Source organism: Pantoea sp. Mb-10 (assembly GCF_021272205.1).
In the GTDB taxonomy this organism is placed as follows: domain Bacteria; phylum Pseudomonadota; class Gammaproteobacteria; order Enterobacterales; family Enterobacteriaceae; genus Pantoea.
In genome coordinates this window covers 275,958-292,562 of record NZ_JAJSDX010000007.1, presented here as the reverse complement: position 1 = coordinate 292,562, position 16,605 = coordinate 275,958, and the positions used below count along the sequence as shown (strand labels likewise).

General features: G+C 56.5%; 15 protein-coding genes and 1 pseudogene. 6 read left to right on the top strand and 10 right to left on the bottom strand.

Features of this window, described 5'->3' with window-relative positions:
* Positions 1–10: 10 nt before the first annotated feature.
* Positions 11–1,177 (bottom strand): methionine aminotransferase, encoded by a 1,167-nt coding sequence (locus LU196_RS16305; RefSeq protein WP_232760019.1) that lies wholly within the window; start codon positions 1,175–1,177, stop codon positions 11–13.
* A gap of 124 nt (positions 1,178–1,301) precedes the next feature.
* Between LU196_RS16305 and LU196_RS16300 the strand changes: the two genes are divergently transcribed.
* Positions 1,302–2,141: a LysR substrate-binding domain-containing protein gene (locus LU196_RS16300; protein WP_232760018.1), complete on the top strand. Its 840-nt coding sequence runs from the start codon at positions 1,302–1,304 to the stop codon at positions 2,139–2,141.
* Here LU196_RS16300 and LU196_RS16295 read toward each other — a convergent pair.
* The 3 genes from LU196_RS16295 to LU196_RS16285 all read right to left on the bottom strand — a co-directional run bounded on the left by LU196_RS16295 (position 2,138) and on the right by LU196_RS16285 (position 6,566).
* The gene (locus tag LU196_RS16295) at positions 2,138–3,817 is read right to left on the bottom strand and encodes a methyl-accepting chemotaxis protein (RefSeq protein WP_232760017.1); all 1,680 of its coding nucleotides are present in this window, start codon (positions 3,815–3,817) and stop codon (positions 2,138–2,140) included. The two genes, LU196_RS16300 and LU196_RS16295, sit on opposite strands and share 4 nt — an antisense overlap.
* 212 nt (positions 3,818–4,029) lie before the next feature.
* Positions 4,030–5,538, bottom strand: coding sequence for a carboxylesterase/lipase family protein (locus LU196_RS16290; protein WP_232760016.1), 1,509 nt, complete (start codon positions 5,536–5,538; stop codon positions 4,030–4,032).
* A 104-nt stretch (positions 5,539–5,642) separates the two neighbouring features.
* Complete coding sequence (locus tag LU196_RS16285) at positions 5,643–6,566, bottom strand: LysR family transcriptional regulator (RefSeq protein ID WP_232760015.1); 924 nt, start codon at positions 6,564–6,566, stop codon at positions 5,643–5,645.
* Between the two features lie 90 nt (positions 6,567–6,656).
* Here LU196_RS16285 and LU196_RS16280 point away from each other — a divergent pair, with 90 nt between their 5' ends.
* Together LU196_RS16280 and LU196_RS16275 are read left to right on the top strand one after the other, a co-directional pair.
* Positions 6,657–7,133 carry a GNAT family N-acetyltransferase gene (locus tag LU196_RS16280; protein WP_232760014.1) on the top strand — a complete coding sequence of 159 codons (477 nt, stop codon included), beginning with the start codon at positions 6,657–6,659 and terminating at the stop codon, positions 7,131–7,133.
* 240 nt (positions 7,134–7,373) lie between these two features.
* Positions 7,374–7,577, top strand: a complete 204-nt coding sequence (locus LU196_RS16275) for an EexN family lipoprotein (RefSeq protein ID WP_232760013.1) — start codon at positions 7,374–7,376, stop codon at positions 7,575–7,577.
* Positions 7,578–7,791: 214 nt separating this feature from the next.
* Here the strand turns inward: LU196_RS16275 and LU196_RS16270 are convergent, their stop codons facing one another.
* The gene (locus LU196_RS16270; protein ID WP_232760012.1) at positions 7,792–8,094 is read right to left on the bottom strand and encodes a putative quinol monooxygenase; all 303 of its coding nucleotides are present in this window, start codon (positions 8,092–8,094) and stop codon (positions 7,792–7,794) included.
* Positions 8,095–8,157: 63 nt separating this feature from the next.
* The gene (locus tag LU196_RS16265; protein ID WP_232760011.1) at positions 8,158–9,174 is read right to left on the bottom strand and encodes an NADP-dependent oxidoreductase; all 1,017 of its coding nucleotides are present in this window, start codon (positions 9,172–9,174) and stop codon (positions 8,158–8,160) included.
* Between the two features lie 90 nt (positions 9,175–9,264).
* On the opposite strand from LU196_RS16265, the pseudogene LU196_RS16260 reads away from it, so the two are divergent.
* Positions 9,265–10,166: pseudogene (locus LU196_RS16260) on the top strand (LysR substrate-binding domain-containing protein).
* Positions 10,167–10,208: 42 nt separating this feature from the next.
* On the opposite strand, the gene LU196_RS16255 reads toward LU196_RS16260, so the two are convergent.
* The 3 genes from LU196_RS16255 to LU196_RS16245 all read right to left on the bottom strand — a co-directional run bounded on the left by LU196_RS16255 (position 10,209) and on the right by LU196_RS16245 (position 13,701).
* Positions 10,209–10,844, bottom strand: coding sequence for a DUF2268 domain-containing putative Zn-dependent protease (locus LU196_RS16255; protein WP_232760010.1), 636 nt, complete (start codon positions 10,842–10,844; stop codon positions 10,209–10,211).
* 97 nt (positions 10,845–10,941) lie between these two features.
* Complete coding sequence (locus tag LU196_RS16250) at positions 10,942–12,279, bottom strand: VOC family protein (RefSeq protein WP_232760009.1); 1,338 nt, start codon at positions 12,277–12,279, stop codon at positions 10,942–10,944.
* Between the two features lie 87 nt (positions 12,280–12,366).
* Positions 12,367–13,701 (bottom strand): aromatic acid/H+ symport family MFS transporter, encoded by a 1,335-nt coding sequence (locus tag LU196_RS16245; RefSeq protein WP_232760008.1) that lies wholly within the window; start codon positions 13,699–13,701, stop codon positions 12,367–12,369.
* A gap of 316 nt (positions 13,702–14,017) precedes the next feature.
* Between LU196_RS16245 and LU196_RS16240 the strand changes: the two genes are divergently transcribed.
* Positions 14,018–14,938 carry a LysR substrate-binding domain-containing protein gene (locus tag LU196_RS16240; RefSeq protein WP_232760007.1) on the top strand — a complete coding sequence of 307 codons (921 nt, stop codon included), beginning with the start codon at positions 14,018–14,020 and terminating at the stop codon, positions 14,936–14,938.
* Here the strand turns inward: LU196_RS16240 and smrA are convergent.
* A complete protein-coding gene (gene smrA / locus LU196_RS16235) occupies positions 14,935–15,501 on the bottom strand; it encodes a DNA endonuclease SmrA (protein ID WP_232760006.1) in 567 nt (188 codons plus the stop codon). The two genes, LU196_RS16240 and smrA, sit on opposite strands and share 4 nt — an antisense overlap.
* Before the next feature lie 287 nt (positions 15,502–15,788).
* On the opposite strand from smrA, the gene LU196_RS16230 reads away from it, so the two are divergent.
* Positions 15,789–16,541: an FNR family transcription factor gene (locus LU196_RS16230; RefSeq protein WP_232760005.1), complete on the top strand. Its 753-nt coding sequence runs from the start codon at positions 15,789–15,791 to the stop codon at positions 16,539–16,541.
* Positions 16,542–16,605: the final 64 nt, after the last annotated feature.

Sequence of the window (16,605 nt, the reverse complement as noted above, 5' to 3'; positions counted from 1 at the left end):
TTTCCCCTTATTACCCTTTCATCCGGCATAGCGCTGCTGCGCCAGCCTCAAGCGTTGCGTCGTCTTTGGCAAAGGACAGGCGAATTAATTTGTTATCGGTGCCGTCCATATAAAACGCTGACAGCGGAATCGTGGCGACGCCGTAGTCAACGATCAAACGTTTTACCATTTCACTGTCGGGTTCGTCACTGAAATGTCCGTAGCTGGCCAACATAAAAAAGGATCCCGCGCTCGGCAGCAGTTTAAACGGTGCGTCTTGCAGCAGATGCGCGAGGCGATCGCGCTTTTCCTGATAGAGCGGTGCCAGTTGCAAATAGTGTTCTGGCGTCTGCAAATAACGCGCAAAGGCCACCTGCATTGGCGTATCGGCGGCGTACATCATAAATTGATGGACTTTAACTATCTCATTCATCAGCGCAGCGGGCGCCAGCGCATAACCGACGCGCCAGCCGGTGACGTGAAAGGTTTTGCCGAACGAGGAGACAATCACGCTGCGCTCCGCCAGCTCGGGATGGGTGGCCATGCCGCAGTGCGCGCGCCCGTCAAACAGAATGTGCTCGTAGACTTCGTCCGACAGCACCACGATGTCGGTATTGCGCGTGAGCTGCGCCAGCGCATCGAGGTCGGACGGGGACAGCACCTGCGCGCTGGGATTGTGCGGGGTATTAATAATGATCATGCGCGTGCGCGGCGTGATCGCGGCGCGCAGGGCCTCCCAGTTAATGGCGAAGTCGGGCACCTGCAACTTCAGGCCAATCGGCGTGGCACCTTGCAGGCGCACCACCGGCGCATAGCTGTCAAACGCAGGCTCAAAAAAAATCACCTCATCGCCGGGATGCACCAACGCTGAAATCGCCATGTAAAGTCCCTGGCTGGCGCTGCCGGTGATCAGCACTTCGCCGGCCGGATCGTATGCTTGGCCATAAAGCTGCTGCACCTTGTGCGCCAGCGCCTCCCGCAGCGCGGGCAGGCCCAGCATGGATGCGTACTGGTTGTGGCCCGCGCGCATCGCCTCGCTCACCAGGTCGACCAGCTGCGGATCGCAGGGAAAATTGGGCGCGCCCTGCGACAGGTTAATGGCTTGATGCTGCGCGGAGAGCTGGCCGATAACGCTAAAGATGGTGGTGCCGACATCGGGCAGCTTGGAGGAGTGAGAAACGGCACTGTTCAGCGTCATAAGGGCCTCGCCTGGGAACAATCAGGAATGAAAAAGAGATCGCTATTCAAGTCGGTGCGACTTGAGGCAACAAGCGAAATATCGTCATAATAGCCATGATAAAATCTCATAGCTTGAGGCTGTTATGTCCCGCGCGCTGCCCCTGAATGCCCTACATGCGTTTGTTGTCACCGCTCGTCATCTTAATCTGACCCACGCGGCCAGCGAATTGTGTATTACCCAAGGGGCGGTAAGCCGCAAAATCGCCGCGCTGGAACAGTGGCTCGGCTTCGCGGTGTTTGAGCGTCACGCGCGCGGTCTGCGCCTCACCGAGCGCGGAGCCGCCCTGCTGCCTGGGTTGCAGCAGGGATTCAATACGTTGAGCCACGCCACAGAGCATGCGCGCGGCAGCCAACTGTCCCTGCGTCTGAAAGCCCCGACCTGCGCCATGCGTTGGCTTGTGCCGCGTCTTGTCGCACTGGAGCAGCAGCATCCTGAACTGCACGTGGCGCTAACCACCACGCTTGAGCACCAGACTCAGCTGGAGAATTTTGACGCCGCCATTATTTACGGCCCGCCGCCTGCCGGTGCCATTCGGCTGTTCGAGGAGCGCTTAACGCCGGTGCTAAGCAGCCGTATGCCGGCACCGCACACGCCAGACGACCTGGTGAAGTACACCTTTTTGCATCCCACGCAGGATAAACATGATTGGCAGCGCTGGCTCGCGCAGCAGCGCATCACGGTGGCGATGGCGCGTAATCAGCATTTTTCTACCATGGACTTAGCCATTAGCGCGGCCATTCAGGGATTTGGGATAACGGTCGCCGATGTGACGCTGGTGCAGCACGATATCGCCAGCGGGCATTTGGTGGCCCCGTTTGCCGCAACTGTGACAACCGGGGCGGGCTATAGTTTATTGCGGCGCGAGGCAGAGGATGCGCCACCGTTCCTGGCGGAACTGGTGGCGTGGCTCAGTCAGCCTTAGAAAGAAACCCAGTCGTCCGGGCTGCGGGGTTTAGCCTGGCCGGCTGCCGCGCCTGAGAGCGCGGGACGCAGCAGCGGCTGTGCGCTGGCGACCGGAGCAGTTTGGGCAACCGCTGGCGCACTGTCGGACAGGCGGAACTTCGACACTGATGCCTGCAGCGCCTCGGTCTGGCGCTCCAGCGCACTGGCCGCCGCCGACACCTGCTCCACCAGCGAGGCGTTCTGCTGCGTGACGCTGTCCATTTCGGTAACGGCAGTGCCAACCTGAGAAATCCCTTTGCTCTGCTCCTCTGACGCGGCGGCGATCTGCTTCATGATCTCATTCACATCCCCCACCGATTTCAGAATGTTTTGCATGGTATCGCCCGCACTGCTTACCAGCGCCGAGCCTTTGTCCACGCGCTGCACCGAGTCATTGATCAGCGTGGCGATCTCTTTCGCCGCCCCGGCGCTGCGCTGCGCCAGGTTACGCACTTCGCTTGCCACCACGGCAAAGCCGCGGCCCTGCTCACCGGCGCGTGCCGCTTCCACGGCGGCGTTGAGCGCGAGGATGTTGGTCTGGAAGGCGATGCTGTTGATGACGTTAGTGATTTCAGCAATTTTCTTGGAGCTGCCGGCGATGCCTTCCATGGTGGTCACCACTTCTCCCACCAGGTGGCCGCCCTGCTGAGCGGTGCCGGTGGCGGTTTCCGCCAACTGGCTCGCCTGACGGGCGTTATCGGCGTTGAATTTCACCGTGGCGGTGAGTTGCTCCATGCTGGCGGCGGTTTGCTCCAGCGCGGCGGCCTGCTCTTCGGTGCGGGACGAAAGATCGTTATTGCCCGCAGAGATCTCTGCCGCACCGCGATAAATATTTTCTGTTCCGCTGCGAATGGCGCTCACCGCCTCGCGCAGGCTGTCCTGCATGGCGCGCAGCAGCGGCACCAGCTTGCCGACGCAGTTACGGCCCATGTCATCCACCGGCTGACTGAGATCGCCCTGTGCAATGATCGCGAAGTGGTTACGGATACGCTCCAGCGGTTTCACCAGCAGCGACACCAGGTAGCGATCGGTAAACAGCAGAATCAACAGCCCCATCACCACCGCCGCCACGATAATCACTTTGGTGACGCGCGTGAGCTTATCGACGCTGACGCGGGTCTCATCCAGCTTGATGGCTGCGGTCTTGTTGAAGGCTTCGGCGCTGGCACCAAAGGTGCGGCTTAGCGCGGGAGTGACATTGTTGGCTTGGGCGCGATAGGCGTCAAGCGTGCCCTGCTGCGCCAGGGACACCTGCGGCGCGATGCCTTCATCCAACAGTTTCTGCCAGTTGCTGATGACGCTGTTGACGGTCTCCGCGTCCATGGGGCCCGGTGCCACCGCCTTAAACTTTTCCAGCTGGGTTTTCATGCCTTCCAGCGCCTGCTGCACCGGTACGAACGCCTCGGCACTGACGTTGCCGCCTGCGGCGCGGCTTTCCATTACGCGAGACAGCCGCGTGACCACACGAAAATATTGGTCATTACCTTTACTGAGAATCGTCATCTGATTAACCAGCTGCCGATCCACTTCATTACCCTCACCCAACGCATTGAGCGAATGCACGCTGTAGAGGCCGACACATGACCACAGCAGGCAAAACAGCCCAAGAATGGTCAGCAGCACAGCGCGGATTGTAAAATTCTTTAAAATACCCATACATGATCCCTTGGTGTTGAACGCGAAGGAAGCCCAATACGGTACTGGGCTTCCTTCTTTTATCGGCATACCACCAGGAAAATGTAATCGATTTGTGAACTGAAAAATTGCTTTCTTAGGGCCGCAGCATTCCGACATAATTTATATTTATCAACTAATTAATTGATAATTTGCTTTACGGAATCGTTCAGGCCGCTTAATCATTAGCAGGCTTAGGAAAGTTTCACATGATGGCGCATCATTAAGCGGAACAACCGCAGCCGTCGGCGCATCAACCGCGCGCGCAGCACCGGTTGCGCGCCCAGCGCTAAGGTCAGATCCGTTTGGGGTCGCCAGATAGGCCAGGCGATCTCGCCGCGCAGCTGATAGCTAAATTCGCTGGCCTGTTGCGCAAAGGCCACCCACCAGGCACTGACGCCCAGCGCGACCTGGCGATCCTGTTCGGTGTAAATGAAATCAGGCTGCGGTTTCATGCTATCCAGCGTAGTGAATACATAGGGAATTTCATTGCCGTGGCAGGCGCCGTGGGGAAAGAGATCGCGCGCCTGTTCTGAGACATAGTCAAACCAGTAACGCCATGCCGGCATCCCCACATCATGCTGGGCCTGCGCGATGATAAACGGCACCACGGTAAATGCCATATCGCGCGCTACGCGTCGCCCGAGCAGTGCGTCATCGTGAATGTCATAGATCCATTTTATCAGCTGATAGCTAAAGCGGTTTTTGCGGCGCATTTGCCGCAGTATGGCGGCGGCGTCCAGCCCGAAATAGGTTAATACGCTGGCTTCATCACTGTTACTGCCGACCATAAGCGGAACGCGATGCTGCTGGCCAGCCATGAAGCGGTCAAGCATCGGCTCGGGTAGGACGGCGTCGCCGCTGATCGGCACCGGGCCGGCGTATAACTCGCGCGGTAGCGACAGGAATGCCTCGGCAGGCAGCGCGCGCAGCGCCTCAGCACTGGCGTTCTTCGACAGACCCAAGTGCGCGGCCACCTGCTCGCCGGCGTGACGCGCGTCGTCACGCGGTGTGTCCGGCAGACTGTACGCGCTCTGCACAATGCCCTTATGAAACAAGCCTTCCGCCAGCGGCGAACAGCAGAGCGACAGCACGCTGCGCGCACCCGATGATTCACCAAATAGCGTGATGTTATGGCGATCGCCGCCGAATGCCAGGATATTTCGCTGCACCCACTGCAGCGCGGCGATCTGGTCCAACAAGGCAAAATTATTCACCGCTCTGCCGTCGGCGTATTGTGCGTCGAGCGCGGGATGCGCAAAAAATCCCATATGACCAAGGCGGTAGTTGAGTGTGACCACCACCACGCCCTGTGCCGCCAGCGCATGACCGCGATAAGGCGCTAGGCTGCCGGCACCCAGCGTGAATCCACCGCCGTGCAGCCACACCATCACCGGAAGCGGTCGGCTGGGCGCGTGGTCCGGCGTCCAGACGTTGAGGTACAAACAATCTTCACTGCACGAGCCGGGATCGCCGCCGCCCGCGGCAATACACGCTTCACGCGATTGCACGCTCGCGTTGCCCCACCGGATGGCATCCCGCACGCTGTGCCACGGCGTTATGGCCTGCGGTGGGCGCCAGCGCAGCGCGCCGATGGGCGGCGCGGCGTAAGGGATGCCTTTGAATACCCAAGTTGCGGCTTCGCGCTGCCCGCTGAGTTCACCTTCCGCGGTGACAATACGCAGACGTTGTTCATTTTTCATGTCAGGTTCCCTGCGACTTTCTGCATTTATTATTCACGGGCCTGCGGTGAAAAGTCCACGTTACGCCCGCATTTGCAGATTAAGCCGAAAGGTGTTGGGCGGATTTAATCATGATCCTTCGCCAGCTTGTGTAATAACGTTTTCAGCCAGTCGGTCGCCTCTCTTTTACCGCTGCGGCTATGTGAATAAATCCTTACGTCAAAGGTCGGGATCGCGAACGGGAGCGCAAAGATCTGGATATTCATGGCGGGCAGCAGTTTCTCGGCGGCAAGGCGGGGGATCGCCATGAGCAGATCGCTTTCCGCCACGATAAACGGAGCACTGAGCATGGACGGCGTTTTGAGCGCGATTTGCCGAGTATGTCCCATTCGTTCAAGCTGTTGATCCAGCACGCTTTGCTTTTCATTCCAGGGCGTGACCACCACATGCCGGGCGGCGAGATAATCGTCCAGCGTAAGCTGTGTGCGGCTTTGGTTGCTGATCACAATGTATTCATCCTGAAGCCAGGTAATTTCTTCCAGTTCGGGATGCGGGGTCTCATCGGGGGTACTGAACCCAAGCGCCAGATCGACCTCACCGGCCAGCAATTCCGTCAGCGCCGGACTGTGGGGTAAATACAGCAACTCGAAGCGCAAACCGGGCGCTTGCTGCTGGAGTTTATGCATCAGAGCAGGGAAAACACATAACGCAGTGAAATCGGTTATCGCGATTTGAAAACGCTCCGTGCTGGTAGCGGCTTCAAATTTTTTTGGCGGCGTCAGTTCCTGATTGAGGTATTTCAGCGCTGAAGCAATCGAAGGGGCCAGTTGAGTTGCATACACGCTGGGACACATGCGGTGGCCTTCCCGAAAAAACAAGGGATCGTTAAGCGCGATACGCAGCCGTGACAGCGCATGGCTCATCGCCGATGTGCTCATGATCAGTTCATCCGCCGCCAAACGGACAGAGCGGTGGCGATAAATCGCGTCAAATATGGGCAGGAGGTTTAAATCGAGACGCCTTAGCGCTGGATGCATAATATTCATCATTCCCTGATTTCATTGCACTTAATTCCTCTCAACGTAACGCTTATGCTAGGCAGCATCAATCGCAATCCGCTACACAACACAGGAAAACTGATGGATATCACCCTCCGCCCCGCGCGTCCGGAAGACGCCACGGCCATTTACGCGATGATCTACGAGCTGGCTGTCTATGAAAAGGCGCCAGAAGCCGTGGTCACCACGCCCGATGAGATCCGGGAAACGCTGTTTAACCCTGGCAGCAAAACCGAAGCGTTGATCTGTGAAAGTGAAGGGAAGCCTATTGGCTATGCCGTGTTCTTTACCAGCTATTCCACCTGGCTTGGACGTAACGGTATTTACATGGAGGATTTGTACATCACGCCGGATTATCGTGGCAATGGCGCGGGCAAGGCACTGTTGAAGCATATCGCGCAGTGTGCCGTTGAACGACAGTGTGGTCGCCTGGAATGGAGCGTGCTCGACTGGAACCAGCCGGCGATTGATTTTTACCGGAGTATCGGCGCATTACCGCAATCGGAATGGGTGCGCTATCGTCTTGACGGTGAAGCCCTGCTGAAATTCGCTGAGTAAATCAGTGCCGTTTTTACTGATAAAAGGCTTCTGGGTGCCGCCTTGCTCAGCGCACGCTAAGCGCACTAGGTGATCTGACCCTTTGGGTAAAAATCGCATTCTCTTTTACCCCGCGCGGTTAAGCCGTTTAACCGCTCACGCTTATGAATTCAGAAAACTCTTGCGCTGCTTCATCGTGCAAGTGTGTGCGCGGACGGACTATAATTTCCGTTGCATTTTATTCACTAAAAGGAAGAATTCATGAAAACGGGACTGATTTCACTGGGCCTGCTGGGGACCTTACTGCTTACCGGTTGCGATGCGGGTGCAAAAAGCGTTGAATGGTATAAAGCGCATGAAAAAGAGCGCGACGCGAAAGTGGCGGAGTGCAGCAAAGACACCAAAGCGAATGACACCGATGACTGCCGCAACGCGCGATACGCCCAGCCCAATAAGAAATGGTAAAGCAGACAAGCCGCCGCAAGGCGGTTTTTTTATGCACTTAACGCGTTGTTTGATAAAGCGCCGGGCTTATTAATACGCATCAATCCCTCAGGCCGGAATGGGAATGACGCGTTTTTAAGTAGCCTTAAAAACGAAAGCCCTCCCGCCTCCTGTATTCACTCTGACTCCGCTGACTGAACGTTTTTTTATCAACGGAAGTCTATGATCGTTAACATTACACTGCCATTAGCGCCCTCTCATTCAAAACGTCATATTTCAGCACAGCACCCTCCATTAAGGGTTGCCATCGCGCAATAAATGCCAATGTGTCGGGCGCGTCCAGATGAGTACTCAACGCGACCTGATCTTCCCAACGTTCTGCTATCACAATTTTTCCTGTCAGAGGCTCCTGTACGGCGGCGTCATACGACAGGTTTCCTGCGCGCTGCCGGACGCTTTTGGCCAGCGCATGTATTTCATCCATAAATAGCGTTAACAGAGGAGGAGGAATTTGCATATAACCCAGGATAATCAGCATTTTTTACCTTATTCTTCGTCCATCTCCGCGACGCGCCTGAATGGCGTACCGCTGGCGCTCGCGTCAAAAGTTCGTGAGTACGATTTTGCCCTGAATACTCCCCGCTTCAGCACGCTTATGCGCCTCTGACGCCTCGGCTAGCGGAAAAGTACTGTCAACAACCACGCGAATAACCCCTTTTTCCAGAAGATCACCGGCCTCAATAAGTTGCGCACCGCTTGAGCGCACCTGTGTTGAGGATACGGTAATGTTCTTTTTAGCGGCCTCGCGTTGGCCGTCAAAGCCTAACGGATTAACCAGGAATAATGCCCCACCCTGTTTCAGACAATCCAGAAAGCGCGCCATATTGGGGCCACCTGCGGCATCCACAACCAGATCGATATTTTTTACGGCGCGTTCAGCGGCGGTACGGGTGTAATCAATGAACGCATCCGCGCCCAAGTGACGCAGAAATTTTTCATGGCGAGATGATGCCACCGCAATTACATGCGCCCCCTTCCATTTGGCTATTTGCACGGCAAGGTGTCCCACGCCTCCGCTCGCGCCATTAATTAATACGGTCTGACCTTGCAGTGAAACCGGCGCGTGCTGAAATGCCTGAAAGGGGTTGGGGGCATCGCTAACTGACTCGACAAGAAACTGCCAGGTCGTGAGAAGCGACATCGGCGCGGCTGCCGCCTGAATATGTGTAATGCCTTTAGGTTTGAATGCCACCTGTGATGCAGGAATGCTCACATAGTCTGCATAGGCACCGCTGCCACGCATTATCGCTTCGGGGAAACGCGCCATTGAATAGACCTCATCGCCGGGGCGGAATGCAGAAACATTGGCGCCAACCGCGGCAACGACGCCTGATACGTCTGTTCCTAAGATAAGCGGGAAGGTAGGGCGAGGCCACCATTCGGGCGGTAGCGCCCGATAGCCATCACGTAAATAGAGATCAGGGGGATTAAGCCCGACAGCATGTACCTTAACCGCTACCTCATTCCTTCCCACCACCGGCCGTGGTGCGTCCTCATACACAAGATTTTCTGGTCCACCAAAAGTATGGAGTTGTACGGCTTTCATCACGTTTGTCACCCTCATTTCACGCTAAAAGATTCCACGTAACGAACCCTACAACTTCTTGCCGAGATTGATAATGAGGCTGAGTTTCGCTTTAATTGTGCCATGAAGGAACAAATCGGTTTTGAAAGGCTCACCGGCCTTATTGCATTTGCACGCGCGGGCTCGCTCGGCAGCTACACTGCCGCCGCCCGCTCTCTCTCCCTTTCCCCTTCAGCGGTAAGTAAGAGCATACAGCGACTGGAACAGGCCCTTGGTGTGACGTTATTTACGCGCACCACGCGCTCGTTGGTTTTGACAGCGGAAGGGCGTGCCTTACACGAGCGCACACTAACATTGTTGCGTGATGCGGATGAGATTGCGCAGTTGGCAAAGCGCGCACGTGCCGAGCCTGCCGGAACGTTGCGTATTGCGGCATCATTGCCGATAGGTATTCATCTTATCGCCCCTGTTATTCCGCAGTTCTGCGAAATGTACCCAAAAGTCGCGATTGATTTACGGTTGAACGATCGCGTCATCAGCATCGTTGACGAGAATGTTGATATCGCAATCCGCCTGGGCGACCTGGCAGACTCGACCCTTCTTTCCCGACGCCTTTCTGCTTATAAAATGGGCTGTTATGCGTCGCCAGAATATTTGGCGAGGTATCCCGCCCCCGACCATCCGCAGGATTTAATGGCGCATAAAACCGTCAATTTGCGTTACCAAAATACAGGGCAAACTTTTCGCTGGCCATTCCGCATTGGAGAGCAGGAAATTGAAATTGTGCCTTCATCGACGTTCACTGTTGATGCCAGTGACGCCGTTATCGCGGCCATTGCTTCCGGTGCAGGAATAGGCATGGCGGCAAGCTTTATGACGGAATCATGGGTAGGGATAACAGATTAGTGCCTCTGCTGACCGCTTTTACCGTAGAACGGCATAATATTTGGGTCGTGTGGCATGAAAGCCGCCGTTCTAATCCTGCCGTGCGCGCATTTCTGGATTATCTTTTTGCCTGTCATTAACCCCCCATCCCAAATGCCCTTACCCGCCAGAGTACGTCATCGTTAAATGAAATCCCTTACTACCTTGTCTTCCAAGTGCGCGAGCATGGAAGCCTTTAATTCTGGCTTGGCGGCAAGATAGTTAGCCACCGCGTTAAACCCCGCACTGTACCCCAGCCAGCGCGGTAGATGAGATGTGCCAAAGAACCACGCCGGATGATCGTAATCGGTTTGCTGCCAGCGCTCGGCGAGCGGCTGCAGATGGGGAGAGACAATTTCAGGCGCAAGGCTTTCCCACGGCCCCGGCTCGCCGGCAAACAGCTCCAGCGAGAAATGTCCGGCCAGCCCTTCAGACACAACGGCTTCACCCAGCGTCACGCCGTAGCCTGGTCCGGTCCACCTGGCAGCATGGTGCAGTTCATGCGCAAACATGCGCTCAAGCGAGTGGGACTGATTCTGAGCGAAGGCGGGATTGGCCGGATCGACGGTGATGTACACCACGCCGGATTCCGGACAGTACCCGGCATGCCCTTTCTCGGGAAGCGTATAGCCGCCCGCTTTCACCACGACATCCAGGCAAGGCAGCGGCATCACGTTTTGCGCCTGTTGGTAAGTTTGGGTCAGGCAATCGGTGAGCCATTCGGCATGTGCGGCTAACGTGCCTTGCGCATTCAAGAGGTGTAGCGTCATCTGTGACATATGATATTAAGTCCTATAGGCGCTGGCGCAAGCGTCACGCCGTTTATCAGGCTATCCGCGTGCGCCGGCCTCCCGTCACACCGGCTTAACACTCTGCTTACTGCACGCCGCAGCGCGCCAGGCTGCGCTGCTGGATCGCTGCGTAAAGTGCCATTTCGTCCAGCACCGGCGCGCCCAGCGCGGCTTCAAAATCGGCACGCCGTGCATTGCCTGCGCTGCAGGGTTGGCCTGTATTGCCTAAATTTGACTGGAAAATGCCCGCGGCGCTCACCGGCAAAAAATCTTCATAGGTGATGGGTTCGGCCAGCAGACGGACTTCGGCCAGCAACTGTTCAACGGATTCGCCGGGCCGCGGCGGGTGAGCGAGGCCTTTTTCGGTCAGGCGATAGCGAAACCAGGCCAACCCCTGCTCACGCAACTGCTGCTCATCATCGGGAAAGTCGCGGAAGATCTCGCTCAGGTGCTGCTGATGTTGCTGATTATCCTGCCCGGTACCTGCCTCGGCGAGCAGACGATCGTACAGCGCACGCCCTTTTGGCGTCAGGGCCGCGCCGCGCTGCTCAATTTCGCCAAAGCGCGCGGTGTGCGTGCCGGGTTTACCGTCGTTGAAATGCACGGCTTCTTCCAGTGCCTTAAAGCTGGTTTGGCGTAATAAAATCGGCACGCGGCGCTGCGGCGGTCCCTCAATCAGCATTTTGGGCTCAATGCCTCGGGTTGGCATCAGCGCCTGTACGCGGTCAATGTCCAGCGTGCGCGGCGTCAGGTGATTAATATGACAGCCGCGGAAGCAGACGACATCCGCGATGAGCCGATGCTGTTGGTTAAGGGCGTGATAGGTGCCGCTGTCCACGGTAGTGTGTGCGTGCCATCGGAACGTTTCCAGCGCCTCCTCGACAAACCGCGCGGCATCGGTGGCGTTCAAACCGCCCTGCTGCTGATGTTTAGCCATCAGCGCGCGACAATCCGAAGTGAAGATATCTCGCGCGGCAAGAATTGCACGGGCTTTCTCGCGCAGCGCCGCATCTTCAATCAACTCCAGGCGCAGGAGCGAAGTAAACACGCGAAACGGATTACGGCTTAAATCTCGGTCAGTGACGGGGCGAAATGCGGTGGAGTGCACGGGCACGCCGGCTTGAGAAAGGTCGTAGTATCCCACGGGCACCATGCCCATTACGGCGAACATTTCCCGCAGCGTGCGCAGCTCTTCCGACGTGCCGACGCGGATGGCACCGTGCCGCTCAACGTGAAGACGCGTTAGCTCATTCGCGGCGGCGAGGCGCTCTTGCAGCGCCAAATCGCTTTCAAGGGTGCGTTCATTGACGTCATTGACCAACTGCGTCAGCGTACCGTACTGTGGCACTTCTTGCTGGTACATGGCAGACATTGCCTGCGAGAACAGCGTGCGGATGGCATCGCTGGTGAGAAAGTTATCCATGGTTATCACCTCGGGCTAGCGGTTGCTGCTACTGTAGATCAACCGGTTAGCCGCGGGTGAGAATTTCGTGGAACTGTGATCGGCCTGTCAATCAGCAGCGGACGGCGGCGCAGCGAAGCGCCACTTAAGCAGCAGCATCAGCGTAGTCAGCGCCGCAGGCAGCGCCAAGAGCAGAAAAATTTCACTGAATGCCCAGCCGAGCGACAGCAATTCCGCCCCGACGAAGGCGCTGAGGATGGCGCCGACCCGCCCGACACCGTGCATCCAGCTCGATCCTGTCGCTCGCGCGTGCGTTGGGTAAAAACTGGCGGACAAGGCATTCATCCCGGTGTTAGCGCCGTTGAAGCAGAAACCACTGAGGAAAGCGATGCCGCTCATTAAGCCCACTTCCGCCGGCGAATAGCCCAGCGCGACAATGGCAATACCGCCACAAAAATAGATGATGCCCAAGGCAATATTGGCATTGATGCGATCCATCAACCAGCCAGCAAACAGCGACCCTAACGTGCCGCCAGCCTGATACATGGCGGTAACAATGGCGGCTTGCGTGACGGACATGCCCAGGGTGCTGATCAACGAAGGCATCCAGCTGCCAATCAAATAGACTAAAAACAGCCCCATAAAGTAGCTGCCCCACAGCATCACGCTGCCAAACAGGTAACGGCGAGACATCACGGTCGCGACCGCCCCGCTGCGCGTGCCTGGTGGCTCGGTTGAGGTGTAGTGACTGTCAGGCTGAATCAGCCCGGGATGCATGCGTTCGAGCAGGGTATGGATGCGGGCAGCCGGTGCGCGGCGGCTGATGAGGAAGCGCACCGATTCAGGCAAGCCTCGCAGCAACAAAGGCAGTACCAGCAGCGGCAGCACGCCGCCCATCAACATCACGGCGTGCCAGCCATAGCGGGGCAGCAACCACGAGGCGGCGAACCCGCCTGACGCCGCACCAAAAGTAAAGCCGCAAAAAACCACGGTGATCAGAAAGGAACGCCGCCGTTCAGGCGCATATTCCGCCACCAGCGTGCCAACGTTAGGCATCGCCGCACCCAGCCCAAGGCCGGTGAGAAAGCGAAACAGCATCATCTGCTCAATGTTCTGCGCCGAGGCGGTCGCCAAGGTCCAGACGCCAAAAAAGGCCACGCTCAGTAGAATCATAACGCGTCGACCATAACGGTCCGCCAACGGCCCCGCCACCATCGCGCCCAGTGCCAAACCGATCAAGGCTGCGCTTATCACCACGCCCAGCTCGTGATTGCTGACGCCCCAACTCGCTTTCAATGCAGGCGCGATAAACCCCATCAGGGCGATGTCCATGCCGTCCAGCGCAACCACAATAAAGCACAGTGCAATCAGCCGCTTTTGCCAGCCGGTAAGTGCACTCCTGTTGATGAGCTGGCGAACGTCTACGGCTTCAACGCGGGTCACAGATTAACTCCTGGAGGTTCATCGTGGTCATCAATTTTGGTAAAAAAAACGGCGCTTATGATAGCGCATCGTTAACATTAACCGGCAGCCTTTTTAAGGCTAAGTGAGAATTATTCAAATTTATCCATGCTAAGCATATGATATTAAAAAGGCTTATTGACTCAAGACTCGGCTCAATTCTATAACATTTGGTTATTCAACACGTTAGCTTTTGGGACAAGACCGCCTAATTTTGTTAATATTATTTTGCAGATAAGTTAACAGACGCCTTTTTGGTTGATTGCCGCAGCGCGGTCATTTTCACGACGATGGACGCATGGATAAAAACGCCCTTTTCAATCAGCGCATTCGCCTGCGCCACTTACATACTTTTGTTGCGGTTGCGCAGCAAGGCACATTAGGCCGTGCCGCCGACACCCTGAACCTCAGTCAGCCCGCGCTCTCCAAAACCCTTAATGAACTTGAGGAGCTGGCAGGCGCACGGCTGTTTGAACGTGGCCGACTCGGCGCCCAGCTCACGACGTTGGGCGAGCAATTTTTGGTGCACGCAGTGAAGGTCCTGGATGCGCTCAATCACGCTGGACAGAGCTTTCAGGCACCTGCCACCGGCAGGCCGGTAGTGATTCGACTTGGCGCGTTAACCACGGCCGCGATGGGCATGCTGCCACAAATTCTCGATCGCTTTCATGAGGAGCAGCCCAATACCACGGTGCAGGTCGCCACCTTGCACAACAATGTGCTGCTGGCGGGGTTGCGCGCCGGTGAGTTTGACATCGGTATTGGGCGCATGGCGGGCAGCGAGATGATGGCGGGCCTCACCTACGAGCTGCTGTTTTTGGAATCGTTGAAGTTGGTGGTGCGGCCTGAGCACCCGCTCCTGTGTGACAATGTGACATTGTCACGCGCCATGCAGTGGCCTGTGGTGATTTCGCCCGAGGGCACCGCGCCGCGCCGACTGGCGCAGCATATGCTGGATGAACAAGGCTGCGCGCTGCCCGCCAACTGCGTGGAAACCTCATCCACCTCGCTGGCACGCCAGCTGGCGCTGCGTTATGACTATGTATGGTTTGTGCCTTCAGGTGCAATTAAGGAAGATTTGAGCCATAACGCCGTGATCGCCCTGCCCATTCATTCCCCGGGCCCGGGCGAGCCAGTGGGTATCATTACCCGCAGCGGTCATGCGTTGAGCCTGAGTGCAGAAGTGCTGATCGCCACTATCCGTAAATTTCACACTTAGCGGCTGCGTTTCGCATGGCGCTCACGGTTATCGCTGCGCGCCTGCTCCGTTTTCCGTAAGCCGACATAGAGCGCCCCCGCACCCCCGTGCTGCGGTTGCGCACTGCAAAAGGTTTGCACCTCGTCAAATTGTTGCAGCCAGCGCGCCAAATAGCTGCGTACGATGTTAGCGTGTGCATCATCAGTACGGCCCTTTCCGTGGATAATCAGCACATTGCGTAATCCCTGCTTACGCGCTTCGAGCATAAAGTTAAACAGCGATTGACGGCAGGTCTCTACTGGCTGACGCAGCAGATTCAAACTGGCGTCTAGCGGATACTTCCCTAAACGCAGTTTATCCAGCACGCCCTGCTGAATGCCCTCCGCTTTAAATTCCAGCGGCGTTGTTAGGGGAATCACCTCAAGAAAGCCACGGGTGAGAAAATTCTCGGGCAGGTCGGCATGTGGCTGTGCACGCGGTGGCTTGGTAGAGGGTGAGCGTAACCATTGGGTATTGGCGCAATCTTTGAGTGGCGTCACGTCGCCCATGGCCTCCCGGAAAAGATCGTCATCATCAAGGTTCATGGTGTTCTCTCACGCCAGGGGCGTGAAGCGAGGGCGGCTTCACGCTTAAAAGCAAAATAGTAGCAAAGGATAGGCGCGATCACATGCTGGTATTCAACCAGCCTTGCTGTATGAAAAAAGCAGCATGAAATTGTTGTCGATCAATAAAACCGCATTGATTAACGGCGATGAACGTTTTAATACCTGCCATTTGTGGGGTTTTTGTGGGATTTCTGCCGCGTAACACTACCTTAAAGGACAAAAAATGATAAAATTAGCGGCAGTTAATCTTTCATGAGGGAACCTCTATGATCCCGGAAAAACGCAGCATTCGCCGCATCCAATCGGGTGGTTGTGCTATCCACTGCCAAGATTGCAGTATCAGCCAGCTCTGCATCCCCTTCACTCTGAACGAGCACGAGTTAGATCAATTAGATAACATTATTGAACGTAAAAAGCCGATTCAGAAAGGACAAACGCTGTTCAAGGCGGGCGACGAATTGAAATCGCTGTACGCCATCCGTGCGGGTACGCTCAAAAGCTACACCATCACCGAACAGGGCGACGAGCAGATCACCGGATTTCATCTCGCGGGCGATTTGGTGGGATTTGACGCGATTATGAGCGCACATCACCCCAGCTTTGCCCAAGCGCTGGAAACGGCCATGGTTTGCGAGATCCCTTTTGAGACGCTGGACGATCTCTCCGGGAAAATGCCCGCGCTGCGCCAGCAGATGATGCGGCTGATGAGCGGTGAAATCAAAGGCGATCAGGATATGATTCTACTGCTGTCGAAGAAAAATGCCGAAGAGCGGCTGGCCGCCTTTATTTGGAATCTTTCGCGGCGTTTTGGTCAGCGCGGTTTTTCCCAACGCGAATTTCGCCTCACCATGACCCGCGGTGATATCGGTAATTATCTCGGCCTGACCGTTGAAACCATCAGCCGCCTGCTGGGCCGGTTCCAGAAAAGCGGCATGCTCGCGGTTAAAGGAAAATACATTACCATTGAAAACCACGCGCTGCTGGCTGAGCTGGCCGGGCAAAGCGAACAAGCCGCGTAATCCTCTGCCGGATCGTCAAGAATGAGTTTGTTGATCCGGCAATAGTTTTCCCCCTTCTGCGCTG

Excerpts from the sequence above, each read along its gene's own strand:
- LU196_RS16290 (WP_232760016.1), bottom strand. The coding sequence starts at position 5,538 with ATGAAAAATGAACAACGTCTGCGTATTGTCACCGCGGAAGGTGAACTC.
- LU196_RS16240 (WP_232760007.1), top strand. The coding sequence starts at position 14,018 with ATGGATAAAAACGCCCTTTTCAATCAGCGCATTCGCCTGCGCCACTTA.
- LU196_RS16275 (WP_232760013.1), top strand. The coding sequence starts at position 7,374 with ATGAAAACGGGACTGATTTCACTGGGCCTGCTGGGGACCTTACTGCTT.
- LU196_RS16300 (WP_232760018.1), top strand. The coding sequence starts at position 1,302 with ATGTCCCGCGCGCTGCCCCTGAATGCCCTACATGCGTTTGTTGTCACC.
- LU196_RS16285 (WP_232760015.1), bottom strand. The coding sequence starts at position 6,566 with ATGATGAATATTATGCATCCAGCGCTAAGGCGTCTCGATTTAAACCTC.
- LU196_RS16305 (WP_232760019.1), bottom strand. The coding sequence starts at position 1,177 with ATGACGCTGAACAGTGCCGTTTCTCACTCCTCCAAGCTGCCCGATGTC.
- LU196_RS16250 (WP_232760009.1), bottom strand. The coding sequence starts at position 12,279 with ATGGATAACTTTCTCACCAGCGATGCCATCCGCACGCTGTTCTCGCAG.
- LU196_RS16270 (WP_232760012.1), bottom strand. The coding sequence starts at position 8,094 with ATGCTGATTATCCTGGGTTATATGCAAATTCCTCCTCCTCTGTTAACG.
- LU196_RS16295 (WP_232760017.1), bottom strand. The coding sequence starts at position 3,817 with ATGGGTATTTTAAAGAATTTTACAATCCGCGCTGTGCTGCTGACCATT.
- LU196_RS16280 (WP_232760014.1), top strand. The coding sequence starts at position 6,657 with ATGGATATCACCCTCCGCCCCGCGCGTCCGGAAGACGCCACGGCCATT.
- LU196_RS16230 (WP_232760005.1), top strand. The coding sequence starts at position 15,789 with ATGATCCCGGAAAAACGCAGCATTCGCCGCATCCAATCGGGTGGTTGT.
- LU196_RS16255 (WP_232760010.1), bottom strand. The coding sequence starts at position 10,844 with ATGTCACAGATGACGCTACACCTCTTGAATGCGCAAGGCACGTTAGCC.
- smrA (WP_232760006.1), bottom strand. The coding sequence starts at position 15,501 with ATGAACCTTGATGATGACGATCTTTTCCGGGAGGCCATGGGCGACGTG.